The sequence below is a fragment of the Rhizobium sp. WYJ-E13 genome (assembly GCF_018987265.1).
Lineage (GTDB): Bacteria > Pseudomonadota > Alphaproteobacteria > Rhizobiales > Rhizobiaceae > Rhizobium.
Map to the genome: position 1 here is coordinate 1,661,482 of NZ_CP076853.1, position 15,316 is coordinate 1,676,797.

15 protein-coding genes are annotated in these 15,316 nt (G+C 60.9%); 6 read left to right on the forward strand and 9 right to left on the reverse strand.

Annotated elements, in window-relative coordinates; genetic code table 11:
• Positions 1-17 precede the first annotated feature (17 nt).
• Positions 18-848 carry an alpha/beta fold hydrolase gene (locus KQ933_RS08330; RefSeq protein ID WP_216758322.1) on the forward strand — a complete coding sequence of 277 codons (831 nt, stop codon included), beginning with the start codon at positions 18-20 and terminating at the stop codon, positions 846-848.
• A gap of 107 nt (positions 849-955) precedes the next feature.
• Here KQ933_RS08330 and KQ933_RS08335 read toward each other — a convergent pair whose 3' ends face one another.
• Both KQ933_RS08335 and KQ933_RS08340 read right to left on the reverse strand, forming a co-directional pair.
• Entirely contained in the window at positions 956-1,351 is a 396-nt protein-coding gene (locus KQ933_RS08335; protein WP_216758324.1) for a GFA family protein, read from the reverse strand.
• A 229-nt stretch (positions 1,352-1,580) separates the two neighbouring features.
• Positions 1,581-1,940, reverse strand: a complete 360-nt coding sequence (locus KQ933_RS08340; RefSeq protein WP_253958286.1) for a DUF4440 domain-containing protein — start codon at positions 1,938-1,940, stop codon at positions 1,581-1,583.
• A gap of 282 nt (positions 1,941-2,222) precedes the next feature.
• Between KQ933_RS08340 and KQ933_RS08345 the strand changes: the two genes are divergently transcribed.
• Positions 2,223-2,972, forward strand: a complete 750-nt coding sequence (locus KQ933_RS08345) for an aminoacyl--tRNA ligase-related protein (protein ID WP_216758328.1) — start codon at positions 2,223-2,225, stop codon at positions 2,970-2,972.
• A gap of 114 nt (positions 2,973-3,086) precedes the next feature.
• Here the strand turns inward: KQ933_RS08345 and KQ933_RS08350 are convergent, their stop codons facing one another.
• Positions 3,087-3,470 (reverse strand): NUDIX hydrolase, encoded by a 384-nt coding sequence (locus KQ933_RS08350; protein WP_216758330.1) that lies wholly within the window; start codon positions 3,468-3,470, stop codon positions 3,087-3,089.
• A 140-nt stretch (positions 3,471-3,610) separates the two neighbouring features.
• Between KQ933_RS08350 and KQ933_RS08355 the strand changes: the two genes are divergently transcribed.
• Positions 3,611-4,090 carry an HIT family protein gene (locus KQ933_RS08355; RefSeq protein ID WP_216758332.1) on the forward strand — a complete coding sequence of 160 codons (480 nt, stop codon included), beginning with the start codon at positions 3,611-3,613 and terminating at the stop codon, positions 4,088-4,090.
• Positions 4,090-4,848 carry an NUDIX domain-containing protein gene (locus tag KQ933_RS08360; RefSeq protein ID WP_216758334.1) on the forward strand — a complete coding sequence of 253 codons (759 nt, stop codon included), beginning with the start codon at positions 4,090-4,092 and terminating at the stop codon, positions 4,846-4,848. The genes KQ933_RS08355 and KQ933_RS08360 overlap by 1 nt, the downstream gene beginning before the upstream one ends.
• A gap of 66 nt (positions 4,849-4,914) precedes the next feature.
• On the opposite strand, the gene tyrS is transcribed toward KQ933_RS08360, so the two are convergent.
• Positions 4,915-6,189, reverse strand: coding sequence for a tyrosine--tRNA ligase (tyrS, locus tag KQ933_RS08365; protein ID WP_253958287.1), 1,275 nt, complete (start codon positions 6,187-6,189; stop codon positions 4,915-4,917).
• 292 nt (positions 6,190-6,481) lie between these two features.
• On the reverse strand, positions 6,482-7,855 hold the full coding sequence (locus KQ933_RS08370) for a class II 3-deoxy-7-phosphoheptulonate synthase (protein WP_216758842.1): 1,374 nt from the start codon (positions 7,853-7,855) through the stop codon (positions 6,482-6,484).
• 193 nt (positions 7,856-8,048) lie between these two features.
• On the opposite strand from KQ933_RS08370, the gene KQ933_RS08375 reads away from it, so the two are divergent.
• Positions 8,049-9,392 (forward strand): pilus assembly protein TadG-related protein, encoded by a 1,344-nt coding sequence (locus tag KQ933_RS08375; protein WP_216758337.1) that lies wholly within the window; start codon positions 8,049-8,051, stop codon positions 9,390-9,392.
• 30 nt (positions 9,393-9,422) lie between these two features.
• On the opposite strand, the gene gor is transcribed toward KQ933_RS08375, so the two are convergent.
• The 3 genes from gor to rpiA form a co-directional block, all read right to left on the reverse strand.
• Positions 9,423-10,808: a glutathione-disulfide reductase gene (gor, locus tag KQ933_RS08380; protein ID WP_216758339.1), complete on the reverse strand. Its 1,386-nt coding sequence runs from the start codon at positions 10,806-10,808 to the stop codon at positions 9,423-9,425.
• 170 nt (positions 10,809-10,978) lie between these two features.
• Positions 10,979-11,560, reverse strand: coding sequence for a DUF2059 domain-containing protein (locus KQ933_RS08385; RefSeq protein ID WP_216758341.1), 582 nt, complete (start codon positions 11,558-11,560; stop codon positions 10,979-10,981).
• Positions 11,561-11,577: 17 nt separating this feature from the next.
• The gene (gene rpiA / locus KQ933_RS08390) at positions 11,578-12,276 is read right to left on the reverse strand and encodes a ribose-5-phosphate isomerase RpiA (protein WP_216758343.1); all 699 of its coding nucleotides are present in this window, start codon (positions 12,274-12,276) and stop codon (positions 11,578-11,580) included.
• A 194-nt stretch (positions 12,277-12,470) separates the two neighbouring features.
• On the opposite strand from rpiA, the gene KQ933_RS08395 reads away from it, so the two are divergent.
• Positions 12,471-13,205 carry an HAD family hydrolase gene (locus tag KQ933_RS08395; RefSeq protein WP_253958288.1) on the forward strand — a complete coding sequence of 245 codons (735 nt, stop codon included), beginning with the start codon at positions 12,471-12,473 and terminating at the stop codon, positions 13,203-13,205.
• 112 nt (positions 13,206-13,317) lie between these two features.
• Here KQ933_RS08395 and KQ933_RS08400 read toward each other — a convergent pair whose 3' ends face one another.
• Positions 13,318-15,210 (reverse strand): murein L,D-transpeptidase, encoded by a 1,893-nt coding sequence (locus KQ933_RS08400; protein ID WP_216758345.1) that lies wholly within the window; start codon positions 15,208-15,210, stop codon positions 13,318-13,320.
• Positions 15,211-15,316: the final 106 nt, after the last annotated feature.

Genomic DNA, 15,316 nt, shown 5'->3' on the forward strand with positions numbered 1-15,316 from the left:
AAAATCGGAGCCAGACCATGCCTTTCATCAAGACCACGGACGGAACTGAAATCTTCTACAAGGATTGGGGTCCGAAGGATGCCCAGCCGATCGTCTTCCATCATGGCTGGCCACTCAGCGCGGACGACTGGGACAATCAGATGATGTTCTTCCTCGATAAGGGCTTTCGCGTCATCGCCCATGACCGCCGCGGCCACGGCCGTTCCAGCCAGACCTTCGACGGCAACGAGATGGACACCTATGCGGCCGACGTTGCCGCACTGACGGATGCGCTCGATCTCAAGAATGCCGTCCATGTCGGCCACTCGACCGGCGGCGGCGAAGTCGTCCACTATGTCGCCCGCGCCAAGGAAGGCCGGGTCGCCAAGGCCGTGATCATCGGCGCCGTGCCGCCTGTCATGGTCAAGTCGGACAAGAACCCCGGCGGCCTGCCGCTCGAAGTCTTCGATGGTTTCCGTGCGGCGCTCGTGGCCAACCGCGCCCAATTCTTCCTGGATATCCCGACCGGCCCCTTCTACGGCTTCAACCGTCCGGGCGCCAAGGTCAGCCAGGGTGTCATCGAAAACTGGTGGCGCCAGGGCATGATGGGCGGCGCCAAGGCCCATTACGATTGCATCAAGGCCTTCTCGGAAACCGACTTCACCGAAGACCTCAAGACGATCACCGTACCTGTTCTCGTCATGCATGGCGACGACGACCAGATCGTCCCCTATGCAGACTCCGCGCCGCTTTCGGCCAAGCTGCTGAAGAACGGCACGCTGAAAACCTATCCTGGCTTCCCGCACGGCATGTGCACCACGCATCCGGACGTTATCAACCCGGATCTGCTGGCCTTCATCAAGGGCTGAGTTATCCTGCGGAAGACGATGGAAGGCGCGCCCTTGCGGCGCGCCTGGTCCTATCCGGGCTTTGGTCATGCCGAACGCAAGGACAGCGCCTACCGCTTCGTAAAGCCTTAAGCGCGTCCCGCATATTGCGACAGGCCGTCGGTGATCTCATAGAAATCGCCCTTGTCGGCGCAGAAGATATGATAGCCGAAGCTCAAGCCGCTCGGCTCATCGAAGGCCCCGGCCATGATGGAAATGGCAGGGCCGCCGAGCCGCTGCCAGAACAGCGCCGAGCCGCATTGCGAGCAGAACCCCCGCCTCACCTCATCGCTCGACTGAAACCAGCGCAGGTTTTCCTCGCCGGTTATCGAGACAGCTGAAACCGGCACGTCGGCCGAAGCATAATAGAGCCCCGTCTGCCGCCGGCACTGCGAACAATGGCAGCCGACCACGACATCGGGCTTCTCGCTTGCTGTAAACCGCACAGCGCCGCACAGGCATCCACCCACATGATCTTCGCGCATTTCCTCATCCCCTTGAAGCGATCGGAGAGTGACCTTGGTACAGCCGCCCAGTCAAATCCAAAACGCTGATCAAAGGCTTCAGGAAAACTGATGCTTTGGAAGAGGTGCAACACCATCGGGCGGAGGTCAGATCAAGCAAACTTTCCCGGCTCATATCAACGCGCGCGGGTTACGGATGTGCGCTGCCAGCGGTCGGTATTGGTGCAATAATGACCGACGCTCAGTCGGCTCATCCTATTGGTGTGCCCTGATGGAAGACGATCTTCCAGTCTTCTTCCGCCCGGCGCCAGATGGTCGAATGGCGCGTTAGGCGTTGCGGCTCTTCGAGTATGTAGGAGAGAAGGAAGAGCCCGTCTGCGAGCACCGTAATGGTGAAATCCCGGCAGGGCCACTCATGCGGCTCCGGCCCGTTCTCGTAGCGCGCAAGCGATGTTTCGATGGCGTAGCCGCGCTGATAGACTCTCCCGCTCGCACCGATTTCCCAAAAAATGTCATCGGTCATCCGCTCGAGGTCGGCCCGCGACGTGCCGAATTCCCGCCGGTGGAAGATCGGCTCGCGGGCTGCAAGTTCTCTAACAATATGGTCCAAATCCAGGTCGCTCATGCTGCCAGGATACATGGACCGACGACTGACGCAACGTGATAGCCTGTTTGACAAGCGTCCGCCCTGCGTTTACGAAATCTGCCATGAGCTCCAATAGCGCGCCCATCTCCCGTCATGACCGCACCTGCCTGCAGGTTGCCGTTCTGCGCGCTTTCGGCGGACGAGGTCTCCGCGTCCAGTCGTAACGTCCGGATGCCTGATGCGTCCGGCGAACTGCTGGACGTAAAGCGCCCACCATAATCTTAGGGCTGCCAGGAGACAGGCACCGTGCTCAATCTTTTCAATGTCAATTCGCTCGTCCACTGGGAAGAGCGCGAAATCAACATGCGCGACCATATGGTCCGCTTCTTCTCAGAGGAAGTGCGCAGCTTCCTCCGCTCCACAAACCCGGCATGGGATATCAGAAGGGTCGAGGCTCCGGCGCTGACGCCGCGTGCTCTCGTCTCGGACGCCTATACACACGCCGATATCTGGGTTCAGGAGCAACTGACCGACAGCGACGCGCCGCTGGTGCTGCGGCCGGAAACGACACCTTCAACCTACGTCTACATGCGGCATATGCTCAGCAATCATTCGAGAACGCGTCTGCCGCTCTGCGTCTGGCAGGCAGGCCGCTCCTATCGCCGCGAGCAGGAGCAGCCGACCAAGCACATGCGCCTGAAGGAGTTCTGGCAGCTGGAATTCCAGTGCGCCTATACGGCCGATAGCGGCAACGACTATCACGCCGCTTCGCTGGAGCCGGTGCGCCGCATGATCGCCGCGCTCATCCCGCTGCCGACCCGCATCGTGCCTTCCGACCGGCTGCCGGCCTATTCCGAGACGACGGTCGATGTGGAGGTGGATAACGGCGACAAGTGGATGGAAGTCTGCTCGATCTCGCGCCGCACGGATTTTCCCGAGCGCTGCAGGACACAGCCGAGAAAGGGGCCGGCGGTGGAGCAAGACGTCCTCGTACTGGAGATCGCCATCGGCCTCGATCGCTGCGTCTATAACTGGAACCTCGCAACGAGTATGTAAGGAAATGCGGACCGGGTTCATGGGCGGATCCGGTTCGCGTTTTAAACATAGGTATATTAATATGTGTTGTGTCCCGTCGACGGCTGGGTGTCGATGCGTATCACCAAGCAGAGACTATTCCTGAAGCTCGCCAAATATCGCACACCATTGCGGGTGCCCCATATCGTCCAGTGATGCGGCCTCATCACGCGTGACCCACTGCATCGCCGTATGTTCGTCGCCAAGCAGAACGGGCTCTCCGCCCTGCCATTCGCTCACCAGAAAGAGATGAAAGACGGTATCCTGCTCAGGGTGTTCAGCGACTTTGCGAAACCGCAATGGCGTCAGCCCGATCTCCTCTTTTGCCTCGCGCAGCATGGCCGCCTCCGCACTTTCGCCCGGCTCGACATGGCCGCCGACGAGATCCCAGCAATCGGGAAAGCGCTCTTTGTGGCCTGCCCGCCTGACCAGCAGAACGCGGCCTTCCCGCCAGAAGATGGCGCATGCAATATCAGTCAATAACATTTCCCTTTGATACGCCCGCAATCTGCCCCGACAACAGATCAATGTCACCTCCCCTTGCCCTTGCCGAAGCACCTCATCTTCAGCCACTGTGCGAATCCGCGCGGCTGCCCCCGCGTGCGATGGAGACGCAGTCCTTGGAAATTCCCGAGCAATTCCATGTATGCGAAACGACCGACTGGCTTGTGAACCATCGCATCAATTCCGCCCTGCCCGGCTATCTCATGGTCAGTTCCCGAAGCTTTACCAATGACCTCTCCGAATTATCACCCGAAGCGCTCGGCGAACTCGGCCCGCTATTGGCGAAAGCGCAGAAAGCTCTTGGCGCGGTCCTCGGCGCAAAACGCGTCTATATCGGCCGATACGGTCACATGCCGGGTTACCCGATCCATTTTCATATCATCCCCGTCTATGACTGGGTGGAAGCGCTGTTCTGGCAGGACGAACGCTACCGTCTGCTCCGGACCTTTGCCGAAGGCCCCGGCGAAACCCCGACCGATGGCGCGGAAATGACCTTCTTCATCTGGCGGGAATTCTGCGAGCGGGCCGAGCCGCCGCCGATCCAGGGACCATCCGTGAGCGAGACCATCGAATTGCTGAGAAAGGCAATGCACTGATGATGCCGGCAGATGAAGCATTCAGCATCCCCGTCGACCAGATTCATTGCCGCCTTGCGGGAGAATTTGCGCTTTCCGAAATAGTCGAGGCAGAACGGAAATCCGGCTGGGATCGCTTCCTTGCCAGACATCCCGCCGCCTTTGACGGCCGGCTCCTGCGCATGGCTGCCTATGGCATCGAGAATGGCCGGCTGACCATCACCGCAAACGGCACATGCTTTTCCGCTTACGTGGTGACCCGCCATGCTGGCTTTGCCGAGGAGCACCCGCAGGCCGAGCGCGCCGACCCGCTTGGGCTCACGGTCGTCCTGATCACTGCGGACCAGCAGGTGATCCTCACCAGACGAAGCCTCACCGCCGAACAGAACCCCGGCGCCCTCTATCTCGTCGGCGGTTATGCCGAGCCCGCGGCAGGCGAAGAGACCGATCTCTTCGAAGAAGCCGCCCGTGAACTCGCCGAGGAAATCGCCGTCACTGATCTCGACCGGTCGGAGTCCTTCGCAATTGGCCTCGCCTATGATCCGGTCTTCTGCCATCCGGAACTCTTCCTGCTGACCGAAAGCCGCTCTAGCGCCGCCGAGATCCTCGACGGCGCCCATCACGCGCCAGATCGCAACGAGGCCGCCGAACTCTTCGCGTCACCGCTGAGCGACATCCTGAATGACGACGATTTTCTGCCAGGTGCCCCGCGCACATGGAGCTTCCTCAAGGCCCAATCCTTCCTGCAGCACCATTTCCGTCAGCGTCATTCCCTGTAGCATCGGTGAGCGGGTTCCGTTCATCACGCTGTCGGCGATGACGAATGGAGCCCGCCCCTGCCGGCATCACGGTTCCGGCTGCAACAGGACATGCTTCTTCCTGCCGACCGACAGGCGGATGACGCCGTTCTCCATATCCGCACGACCGAGCTGCATGGTCTCGTCGGGGACAGCGCGGCTGTTGATCCGCACGCCGCCGCCAAGGATCAGCCGGCGTGCTTCGCTCTTCGACCTGGCGAGTCCGGCCATGACAAGTGCATCCGGTAGCGCAAGTCCGCCGCGCAAGAGCGCGCTGCTCACCGCGACGGTCGGCAGACCGGCCGCCGCCTCGCCCTCTTCGAACATGCGACGCGAGGTCTCGGAGGCGTCCTCTGCCGCTTCCTCGCCATGGCAGAGCCGTGTCACCTCATCCGCAAGCACTTTCTTCGCGACATTGATCTCGGAGCCGCGCAACGCTTCCAGACGCGCGATCTCGTCGAGCGGCAACTCGGTGAAGAGCCGCATGAAGCGACCGACATCGGCATCCCAGCTATTGCGCCAGAACTGCCAGAATTCATAGGGCGACAGCCGATCGGCATTCAGCCACACGGCACCCGCTGCAGTCTTGCCCATCTTCGCGCCCGAGGCGGTCGTGAGCAACGGCGCCGTCAATCCGAAGAGCGTTCGCCCGCCGGCACGCCGCCCGAATTCCACGCCGCTGAGGATATTGCCCCATTGGTCCGAACCGCCGAGCTGCAGCAGGCAGCCATGCGTTTCGGCAAGCACGTGAAAGTCATAGCCCTGCATGACCACGTAGTTGAATTCGAGCAGCGAGAGCGACTGCTCCCGCTCCAGCCGCTGGCGCACGCTTTCGGATGTCAGCATGCGGTTGACTGAGAAATGCGAGCCGACATCGCGCAGGAAATCCAGGTATTTGAGTCTACCAAGCCAATCGGCATTGTTGACCATGAGCGCATCTGTCGGCCCGTCACCGAAGCTCAGGAACCGTTCGAAAATGCGCCGGATGCCGACCAGATTGCCAGCGATCTGCTCTTCGCTGAGCAAGGGACGCGACATATCGCGAAAGCTCGGATCACCGAGCCGCGTCGTGGCGCCGCCCATCAGTGCGATCGGTCGGTTACCGGTCTTCTGGAACCAGCGCAGCATCATGATGGGGATGAGATGCCCGACATGCAGACTGTCGGCCGTCAGGTCGAAGCCGTTATAGGCGGTGCCGATCCCGGCGCTGAGCCAGCTATCGAGCGCTTCGATATCGGTGCATTGCTGGATGAAGCCACGCTCCGAGAGAACGCGCAGGAAGTCCGATCGAAGCCGGGTGGATGATTGAAAATTGATGCTCATAAAGGTCTCCATGGGGGCCGATCAGGCCGGAGACCTTTTGCTGAAACACGACGCCGCCGACCATGCGGCGTTTCGGGTGTCAAATAAATGACCGTCGCCGCTCTATGTGAGCAGCGCGTAATACAGGCCGGAAAGGGTCGATACACGGGTCATGCGTCTTGCATACAGCGCGTGCGGTGTGGCCACAAGAGGCTTATGCGTACCGAATATGAGAACGGGCGAGTGGTGATCCTTGAAAAAAAAGAAGCCCGGTACGCGCCGGGCTTCTCAATCTATTCGCTACTCACCCGCCTTACGCGCTGGCAGCCATCCGCTTCTCGTCGCGGCCGCCCTTCATGCGCTCAGCCAGCAGGAAGGCCAGCTCCAGCGCCTGGTCGGCGTTGAGGCGCGGGTCGCAATGGGTGTGGTAGCGGTCCTGCAGGTCTTCGGCGGTGACGGCGCGGGCGCCGCCGGTGCATTCGGTGACGTCCTTGCCGGTCATCTCGATATGGATGCCGCCCGGATGCGTGCCTTCGGCGCGATGGATCTGGAAGAAGCTTTCGACTTCCGAGAGGATCCGCTCGAAGGGGCGCGTCTTGTAGCTGTTGAGCGTGATCGTGTTGCCGTGCATCGGATCGCAGGACCAGACAACCTTCTTGCCCTCGCGCTCGACGGCGCGGATGAGCTTCGGCAGGCTGTCGGCCACCTTGTCATGGCCGAAACGGCAGATCAGCGTCAGGCGGCCGGCTTCGTTGGCCGGGTTCAGCACGTCGATCAGCTCGATCAGGTTGTCAGGCTGCAGCGACGGGCCGCACTTCAAGCCGATCGGATTCTTGATGCCGCGGAAATATTCGACATGCGCGTGGTCGAGCTGGCGCGTGCGGTCGCCGATCCACAGCATGTGGCCCGAGGTCGCGTACCAGTCGCCGGATGTGGAGTCGACACGCGTCATCGCCTCTTCATAGCCGAGCAGCAGCGCTTCGTGGCTGGTGAAGAAATCGGTCTCGCGCAGGCTCGGATTATTGTCCGAGGTGATGCCGATCGCCTTCATGAAATCCATGGTTTCGCTGATGCGGTCGGCAAGCTTGCGGTAGCGCTCGCCCTGCGGGCTGTCCTTGACGAAGCCGAGCATCCACTTGTGCACGTTGTCGAGGTTGGCATAGCCGCCCATCGCGAAGGCGCGCAAAAGGTTCAGCGTTGCGGCCGACTGCCGGTAGGCGTCGAGCTGGCGTTCTGGGCTCGGAATGCGGGATTCCGGCGTAAATTCGATACCGTTGACGATATCGCCGCGATAGCTTGGCAGCGACACACCGTTCTGCGTTTCCATCGGTGCGGAGCGCGGTTTGGCGAACTGGCCGGCGATGCGCCCGACCTTCACGACCGGAAGCTGCGCGCCGAAGGTCAGCACGACGGCCATCTGCAGGAAGGCGCGGAAGAAGTCGCGGATATTGTCGGCGCCATGCTCGAGGAAGCTCTCGGCGCAGTCGCCGCCCTGCAGCAGGAAGGCGTTGCCCTCGGCCACATTGGCAAGTGCACTCTTCAGGCGGCGGGCTTCACCGGCAAAAACGAGCGGCGGATAGCTGGCAAGCGTGGCTTCCGTTGCCGCCAGAGCGGCCGCATCGGGATATTCCGGAACCTGCTGGATTGGCTTGCTCCGCCAGCTGCTCGGGGTCCAATTCTGTGCCATGTCACTCATCTGCTTCCCCATCCGGCTTACCCCGAATGCCTGCCCGTTAAAGAATGCGGCGGCTTATAAACCTTTCGGCTTCCCTTGCCTAGTCGTGCATCGAAACTGGCGTTAAGGTGATATATACCATGCTATTTTTCAGCTAATTTAGATTTCTTATGTACAGGATACCCTAATAAATTAGGGCTTCAGCATGAGTATCCTTTCGTCCGCATTCCTTTCGGACCGGTCTGGGAATTTCGGTATCATGACGGCACTGCTGGTCGTGCCGCTGGTCGGAGCGGCGGGCCTTGCAATCGATTTTTCCCATGCCTTGAGTCTCCGCAGTGAGCTTTACGCGGCTGCCGACGCCGCGGCGGTCGGCGCCGTCTCTCAGAAATCGAGCGCCGCCGCGGCCGCGACAAGCATGCTGCAGGACGGCACCATCGCCGTCGGCCAGACCGAGGCGCACGACATCTTCTTCGGGCAGATGTCCCCGGAGCTTGCCGAACTCAACGTCGACACCAGGATAGACGTCACCAAGACCGCCAACAAACTGCATTCGCAGGTTACCTTCAAGGCAACGATGCCGACCTCGTTCATGCGGATCTTCGGCAAGGACAGCGTCGATATCAGCGGCACCGCGACGGCGGAATACCAGACCGCCTCCTTCATGGACTTCTACATCCTGCTCGACAACACGCCTTCGATGGGCGTCGGCGCCACGCCCGCCGATGTCACCAAAATGGTCAATCTCACCGCGAACAACAAATCGAACCCCTCATGCGCCTTCGCCTGCCACGAAAGCGGCGCCAACAAGGGCAAGGACTACTATACGCTTGCCAAGAAGAACAACGTCACCATGCGCATCGACGTGGTGCGCCAGGCGACGCAGGCGCTGACCAAGACGGCCAAGGCCGATACGGACAACCAGTTCCGCATGGCCGTCTATACTTTCGGCGTGGCGGCGGAAACGGCGGGACTGACCGAGGTGGTGTCGTTGACGAGCGATCTCGACAAGGTGGGCAACAAGGTTTCCGAAAAGACGCTGAACCCGCAGCCCGGCGACAGCGAATATGTACTGGACCTGATGACCATCCCCCAGCAGGGCTATAACAACGACACCCAGACGAGCTTCGACAACGCACTGACCCTGCTCAACAACAAGATCACCTCCGTCGGCTCGGGAACGAGTTCCGCCGACGCGCAGAAAATCGTCTTCTTCGTCTCCGACGGTGTCGGCGACAGCTACAAGGCGACGACCTGTACCGAACCAGTTACTGGCCAGCGCTGCCAGGAACCGATCGACGTCACCTTCTGCCAGAAGCTCAAGGACCGCGGCATCAAGATCGCCGTGCTTTACACCACCTACCTGCCGCTGCCGACCAACAGTTGGTACAATACGTGGATCAAGCCCTTCCAGGCCAAGATCCCGACCCGCATGGCGGCCTGCGCCTCGCCCGGCCTTTATTTCGAGGTGTCGCCGACCGAAGGTATTACCGATGCCATGAAGGCGCTGTTCCTGAAAGTCATCCGCACGCCGCGCCTGACGAGCTGAGCAACTGCGACGGGAGCCCTCTATTCTGGATCAGACGCGCTGACCGTCGCGGATGCGGTAGCTCGGCGCATACATGGTCACCAGCTCTTCGGCGGCCGTTGGGTGGAGCGCCATGGTGCGGTCGAAATCGTCCTTGGTGCAGCCAGCCTTCAGCGTGATGCCGAGGATCTGCGCCATCTCGCCGGCGTCATGGCCGAGGATATGGGCGCCGACCACCTTGCGGCTTGCGGCATCGACGATCAGCTTCATCATCATCTTTTCGGCCCGGCCCGAGAGCGTCGCCTTCAGCGGCCGGAACTGGGCGCGGTAGACTTCGAGCTCCTGGTAGCGCTTGCCCGCCTCTTCCTCGGAAAGGCCGACCGTGCCTATCTCCGGCTGTGAGAACACGGCGGTCGGAATCAGGTCGTAATCCGGCTTGGTCGGATTGTTCTTGTACTCGGTCTCGATGAAACACATGGCCTCGTGGATCGCCACCGGCGTCAGCTGTACCCGGTCGGTGACATCCCCGAGTGCATAGATGTTTTCAACATTTGTACGCGAGTAATTGTCGACGATGACGGCACCGCGCTCGTTCACCGCAACACCTGCCTTTTCCAGCCCCAACCCTTTCGTATTCGGATCGCGGCCGAGTGCCAGCATAACGACACCGGCATTGAGCGTCTCGCCTTTCATCGTCTCGATGACGAGGCCATTTTCGCCCTTTGTCACCTTCTCCATTATATCCTGGCAGAGGATGCGGATGCCCTTGGCAACCATGGCTTCGTGCAGGCCGCGACGCAGATCTTCGTCGAAGCGCGAGAGGATTTCGGTGCCGCGATAGATCAGTGTCGTCTCGACACCGAGCCCGTGAAAGATATTGGCGAATTCGACGGCGATATAGCCGCCGCCGGCAATTAGGATCGATTTCGGCAGCTCTTCCAGATGGAAGGCCTCATTGGAGGAGATGCAGAGTTCGTGGCCGGGCAGTGCCTGATGCGGGTTCGGCCTGCCGCCGGTCGCAATCACGATGGTTTTGGCGGTCACCGTCTCGCCGGTCTTCAGAAGCTTGATCGTATGGGCATCGACAAGTTCGGCGCGGGTTTCCAGGATCCCGGCATTGGCGCCGGCAAGCCCCTTCTTGTAGAGCCCTTCGAGCCGCGCGATCTCATTGTCCTTGGCGGCCACCAGCTTCTTCCAGTCGAACGAGCTTTCGCCGACCGCCCAGCCGAAGCCCGCTGCATCCTCGAAATGTTCGTGGAACTGCGAGGCATAGACGAAGAGCTTCTTCGGTACGCAGCCGCGGATCACGCAGGTGCCGCCGTAGCGATATTCCTCGGCGATTGCCACCTTCTTGCCGAGCGAGGCCGCAACGCGCGCGCCGCGCACTCCCCCCGAACCGCCGCCGATGACGAAGAGGTCGTAGTCGAAGGATGGCATGATGATCTCCGGAAGGAATCGCTGGACGGGTCGTTCACATATAGAGCAATTCCAGCAGAAGTGCGCAGCGGTTCTGCGTCCGGAATTGCGTGAGAACAAATAGATAAGGGCAGCGCCATAAAAACAAAAGCCCGGACGAAGCCGGGCTTTTGTCGAAATGAAGGCTAGCCTTACTTCTTGGCAGGTGCCGGGGCGGCCGGTGCTGCAGCCGGAGCCGGTGCGACAGGGCTGTCGGTTGCCGGCGGCGGTGCCTTGATGACCTTGGAGAGTTCGGCATTGCTCTGCTTTTCCAGATCGCGGGAGATGCCCTGCGCCCAGATATCGGCAGCCTTGGCGGTTTCGCGCGAGGCGACCGGGCCGTCACGCAGCAGCTTCTTGCCGACGTCGGAATTGTAGAAATCGGCGATCGCCTTCAGCTCGTCGACCGTAAAAGCCTTGGCATAGGTCAGAGCCGCTTCCTTTTCGAGGTCGGCGCGGCGGGGAGCCAGGGCCAGCGCCTGCTTGTCGACGGTTGCAGTGATGACATCCTGATAGTTCGGGGAATCCTGGATGAGGCCGGCCTTCAGACGTTCGGCCAAACCCGGCAGGATGTTGTCGTATTGGGTGGTTGCGCCGATCGCGTCCATGGCTGCGCGGGCAGCCTTCAACTGCTCCTCGGAAACTTCCTGCGCTCTTGCGGCAGAGCCGAAGGCAAGCCCGGAAAGAACGATGGTCGCAGCGGCAAGACGGCCAAGGCCTGCAATGTTCATCATGAGTTTCTATGCTCCTGTTATCTGTTTGCCTGCAGCGTACGGGCGCCTGCAGGACCGGCAATGATCGCAAGCGCCGCCATGTTGATGAAAAGCCCGTGCTCCACGACACCGGGTATGGAATTCAGTTCCCTCGAAAGCGCCTCTGCATCAGGAATGCGGCCAAAAGATGCATCGATGATGTGATGGCCTCCGTCAGTGGTAAACTCTCCGTCGCCGGACTGACGCAGCGTCAGTTCGCCCGAGAGACCAAGGCGCGAGGCGGTCCTTTCGATCGCGATGCGCGTCGAAACGAGGCCGAATGGATTGACCTCGATCGGCAGCGCGAAGGCGCCGAGCGTATCGACCAGCTTGCTCTCGTCGGCAATGACGATCATCCGCGTCGAGGCCGCAGCGACGATCTTTTCACGCAGCAGCGCACCGCCGCCGCCCTTGATGAGCCTGAGGCCCGGATCAACCTCGTCGGCGCCGTCGATGGTGAGATCGAGCTGCGGCAGTTCGTCCAGCGATTTCAGGGGAACGCCGAGTTCGACGCAGAGCCGCGCCGTGCGCTCGGACGTCGGAACGCCCTCGACCTTGAAACCGGCTGCCACCTTTTCGGCGAGCAGACGGACGAATTCCTCCGCCGTGCTTCCCGTCCCGATTCCGAGGCGCATGCCGTATTCGACGTGGACAAGTGCTGCCTCGGCGGCCTTGATCTTCATTTCGCGGGCATCCATGCTCCGCCAGCTCCTGATATTGCGTTGGATGTGCTGTTTACACGGCTCGTATTGCAAACGAAAGCCAAAATCATCGCCCTGCGATTGAAAGCCACGCGTTTCGGCTGCGGCTTTTCTGCCTGATGTTCTGGCGTTGCTTTTCGCCTGTTCATCGCCTACTCCCTGAAAATCTTACCCCGCAAAGAGGCGCTACCGTGACCCCCGCTCCCGAAAATGCCGGCCAAGCTCCTTCCGAGAACAAGGTACTCGTTGTCTTCGATCTCGACGGCACGCTGCTCGACACCCATGTCGATCTGGTCGAAAGCTTGAACTATACGATATCAGCGCTGAACCTCGAGCCCGTTACCTATGACGACCTCACCCATCTCGTCGGCCAGGGTGCCCGTGTGATGATCGAACGCGCCTGCAGACTGCAGGGCCACCCGCTGACATCAGAGGAGGTTCCTGATCTCGTCGAGCGTTTCGTCGCCCATTATAATGCGAACATGCCCGGCCATACCGAGCCCTATCCCGGCCTCATCGCCGCCATGGACCGGCTGAAGACATCGGGCTACCGCCTCGCCGTCTGCACGAACAAGCTGGAAGGCCTTGCCGTCAGCCTGCTGGAGAAGCTCGGCTTGAGGCATTATTTCGAGGCCATTACCGGCGGCGATACATTCGAACACCGCAAGCCCGATGCCCGGCATCTGACCGGCACCATCGAACGCGCCGGCGGCGATGTCGAGTGCTCGGTGATGGTCGGCGACAGCATCAACGATATCGCCGTCGCGAAAAATGCCGGCGTGCCGGCGATTGCGGTCCCATTCGGCTATTCGGATGTGCCGGTAGCGAGCCTCGATCCGGATGTGATCATCACGCATTTCGATGAGCTGACGGTGGAATTGGTGGAAGGTTTGCTGAAGGGATCTGCGGCGAAGGTTGCTGTTTGAGGGCTGATAATCTGGCCGAGGCGTTTGCGGGCGTGGCCCCCTCATATCTCTCGTGAAACGAAAACGAGCGGCCCGAAGACCGCCCGCTTGAACTCTCATCAAACGCCAGGCGTCAGATCTGCGCCTCACGCGACTTTGTCGTCGCCTCAAACGCCTTCTCCACGTACGCATCGCGGCCATACACATCGTCGAAATATTCGATCACGCCGTCCTTGTTCGGCCAGGCGGTGAAATAGGATACATAGACCGGGATCTTCTGAGGCACCTTCACGGCATGGTTCTGACCGGTGGCGATCTGCTTGGCGACATCGTCGACCGTCGTGCCGAGAACGGCGGCCGCCATGGCGCGCGGATCGGAAAGGCGCACGCAGCCGTGGCTCAGCGCACGCATGTCACGCTTGAAGAAGCTCTTCGAGGGCGTGTCGTGCATATAGATGGCGTGGCTGTTCGGGAACAGGATTTTCAGTTCACCCAGAGCATTGTCGCTGCTCGGCGGCTGGCGCACCGAGATGTTCTGCGTCGAGCCGTACCAGTCGACGCTGGAGGACGGAACGGCACGGCCGCCGACTTCGACCTGATAACCCATCTGGTCCAGATAGTTCGGATCGGAGCGCAGCTTCGGCAGCATCTCGTTGATGATGATCGACTGCGGCACGCCCCAGAACGGGTTGAACTCGACCGTTTCGATCTCGTCGTCGAAGAAATAGGTCTGGTTGTTCTTGCCGCCGACGACGGTGCGCATCGCAAGCTGCTGCTTGGAGTCGTTGTAATAGTAAGCCATGAAGGCCGGCTGGTTGATCATCACGTAGCGCGGGCCGAGATCGGCGGGCAGCCAGCGCAACTGCTCCATCGCTACGACGAGCTTGTCGATCTTGGAGGCATTGGAATCGCCGCCGGTCATGGTGCGCACGGTTGCCTGGCCGATGATGCCGTCAGGCTTCAAGCCGCGCTCCTTCTGGAAGTCCTCGACCAGTGACACAATCTCGGGCGAATAGTCGCTGCTGCCGGTATAGGCCGAGAAGGTAGCCGCATGCGCTGTCCTCAGCTCTTCCGAACCGTGCTTCTGGATCGCCTTGACGATGTTGGCCACTTCCGGTGAGCTGTCGCCCGGACGCAGCAGGGACGTGAGCGAAATGGTGATCCGCTCTTCATTGCCGCCGTCGGCTGCGCGCAGCTTGGCAAGCTCGGCCTTCAGCGCCAGGAACTGCGTGCTGTCGGGATTGCGGCTCGAGAGATAGGCCGCAACGTCAGGGCTCAGGCGGGAAAGCTTCAGCACGGGATCGAGCTTCACGACCTTGCGCTGGAAATCATGGTAGCCCGACAGCTTGTTGGGATCGACGCGGCCGCGCGTGGTGTCCTGCACATAAGCCAGGACCTTGGAGGAAAGCGCCAGTTCGAACTGCGTCAGCGCCCGGTCGCGAGCATCCGGGTCCGGATTGGCCGGATCGAGCGTCGGCTCGGAGACGGCATAATCGGCCGGGTCGAGGCCGACGCTTGCGGCATCGGCAAGCACGCTGAGGGCCGCCTTGCCGCGTTCGTTGACGCCCTCGCCGGACACCCAGACCAGCGGATTCTTGCCGTCGCCGTAATAGGCCTGCAGGGCCTTGGCGACATCGGCATTGGCACGAACCTTGGCTTCCGTCAGGAAATGGCGCTGCGGAGCGCCGTCGGTCGTCGCAGCACCCGAGACGTCGGCGACCGCACCGGTCACGACAGGATCGGCAAATTTCGTCGTATCGACGAGCAGCAAGGCTTCAGTCTTGTAGGTGTAATAGCGCGGGCTGGAAACCTTCGGCAGTGCGGCTTCCGGATCGATATCGCCGCCAAGACCACCATTGCGATTGCCGCGGATGGGCGCCGAAGGGTCCATGATGATCGTGCTCTGGCCACTTCTTGCCCTGTCGCCGCGTAGCATGTCCATCAGCGTATAGGCATGCGCAGGAACCGCGCCAATCACGCAGGAAAGTGCCAATGCGGAAACCGCGCTTTTCAAAACGAACTTCATCTTGTTTTCCAGTTCCAGTATCATGCTGTTGTCGAGCAAAAAGGCTCAGATCAATTCTTCCAGAATTCCCGGCGGCCGCGGCCCATTCATCAGAAACCGGCCCGCA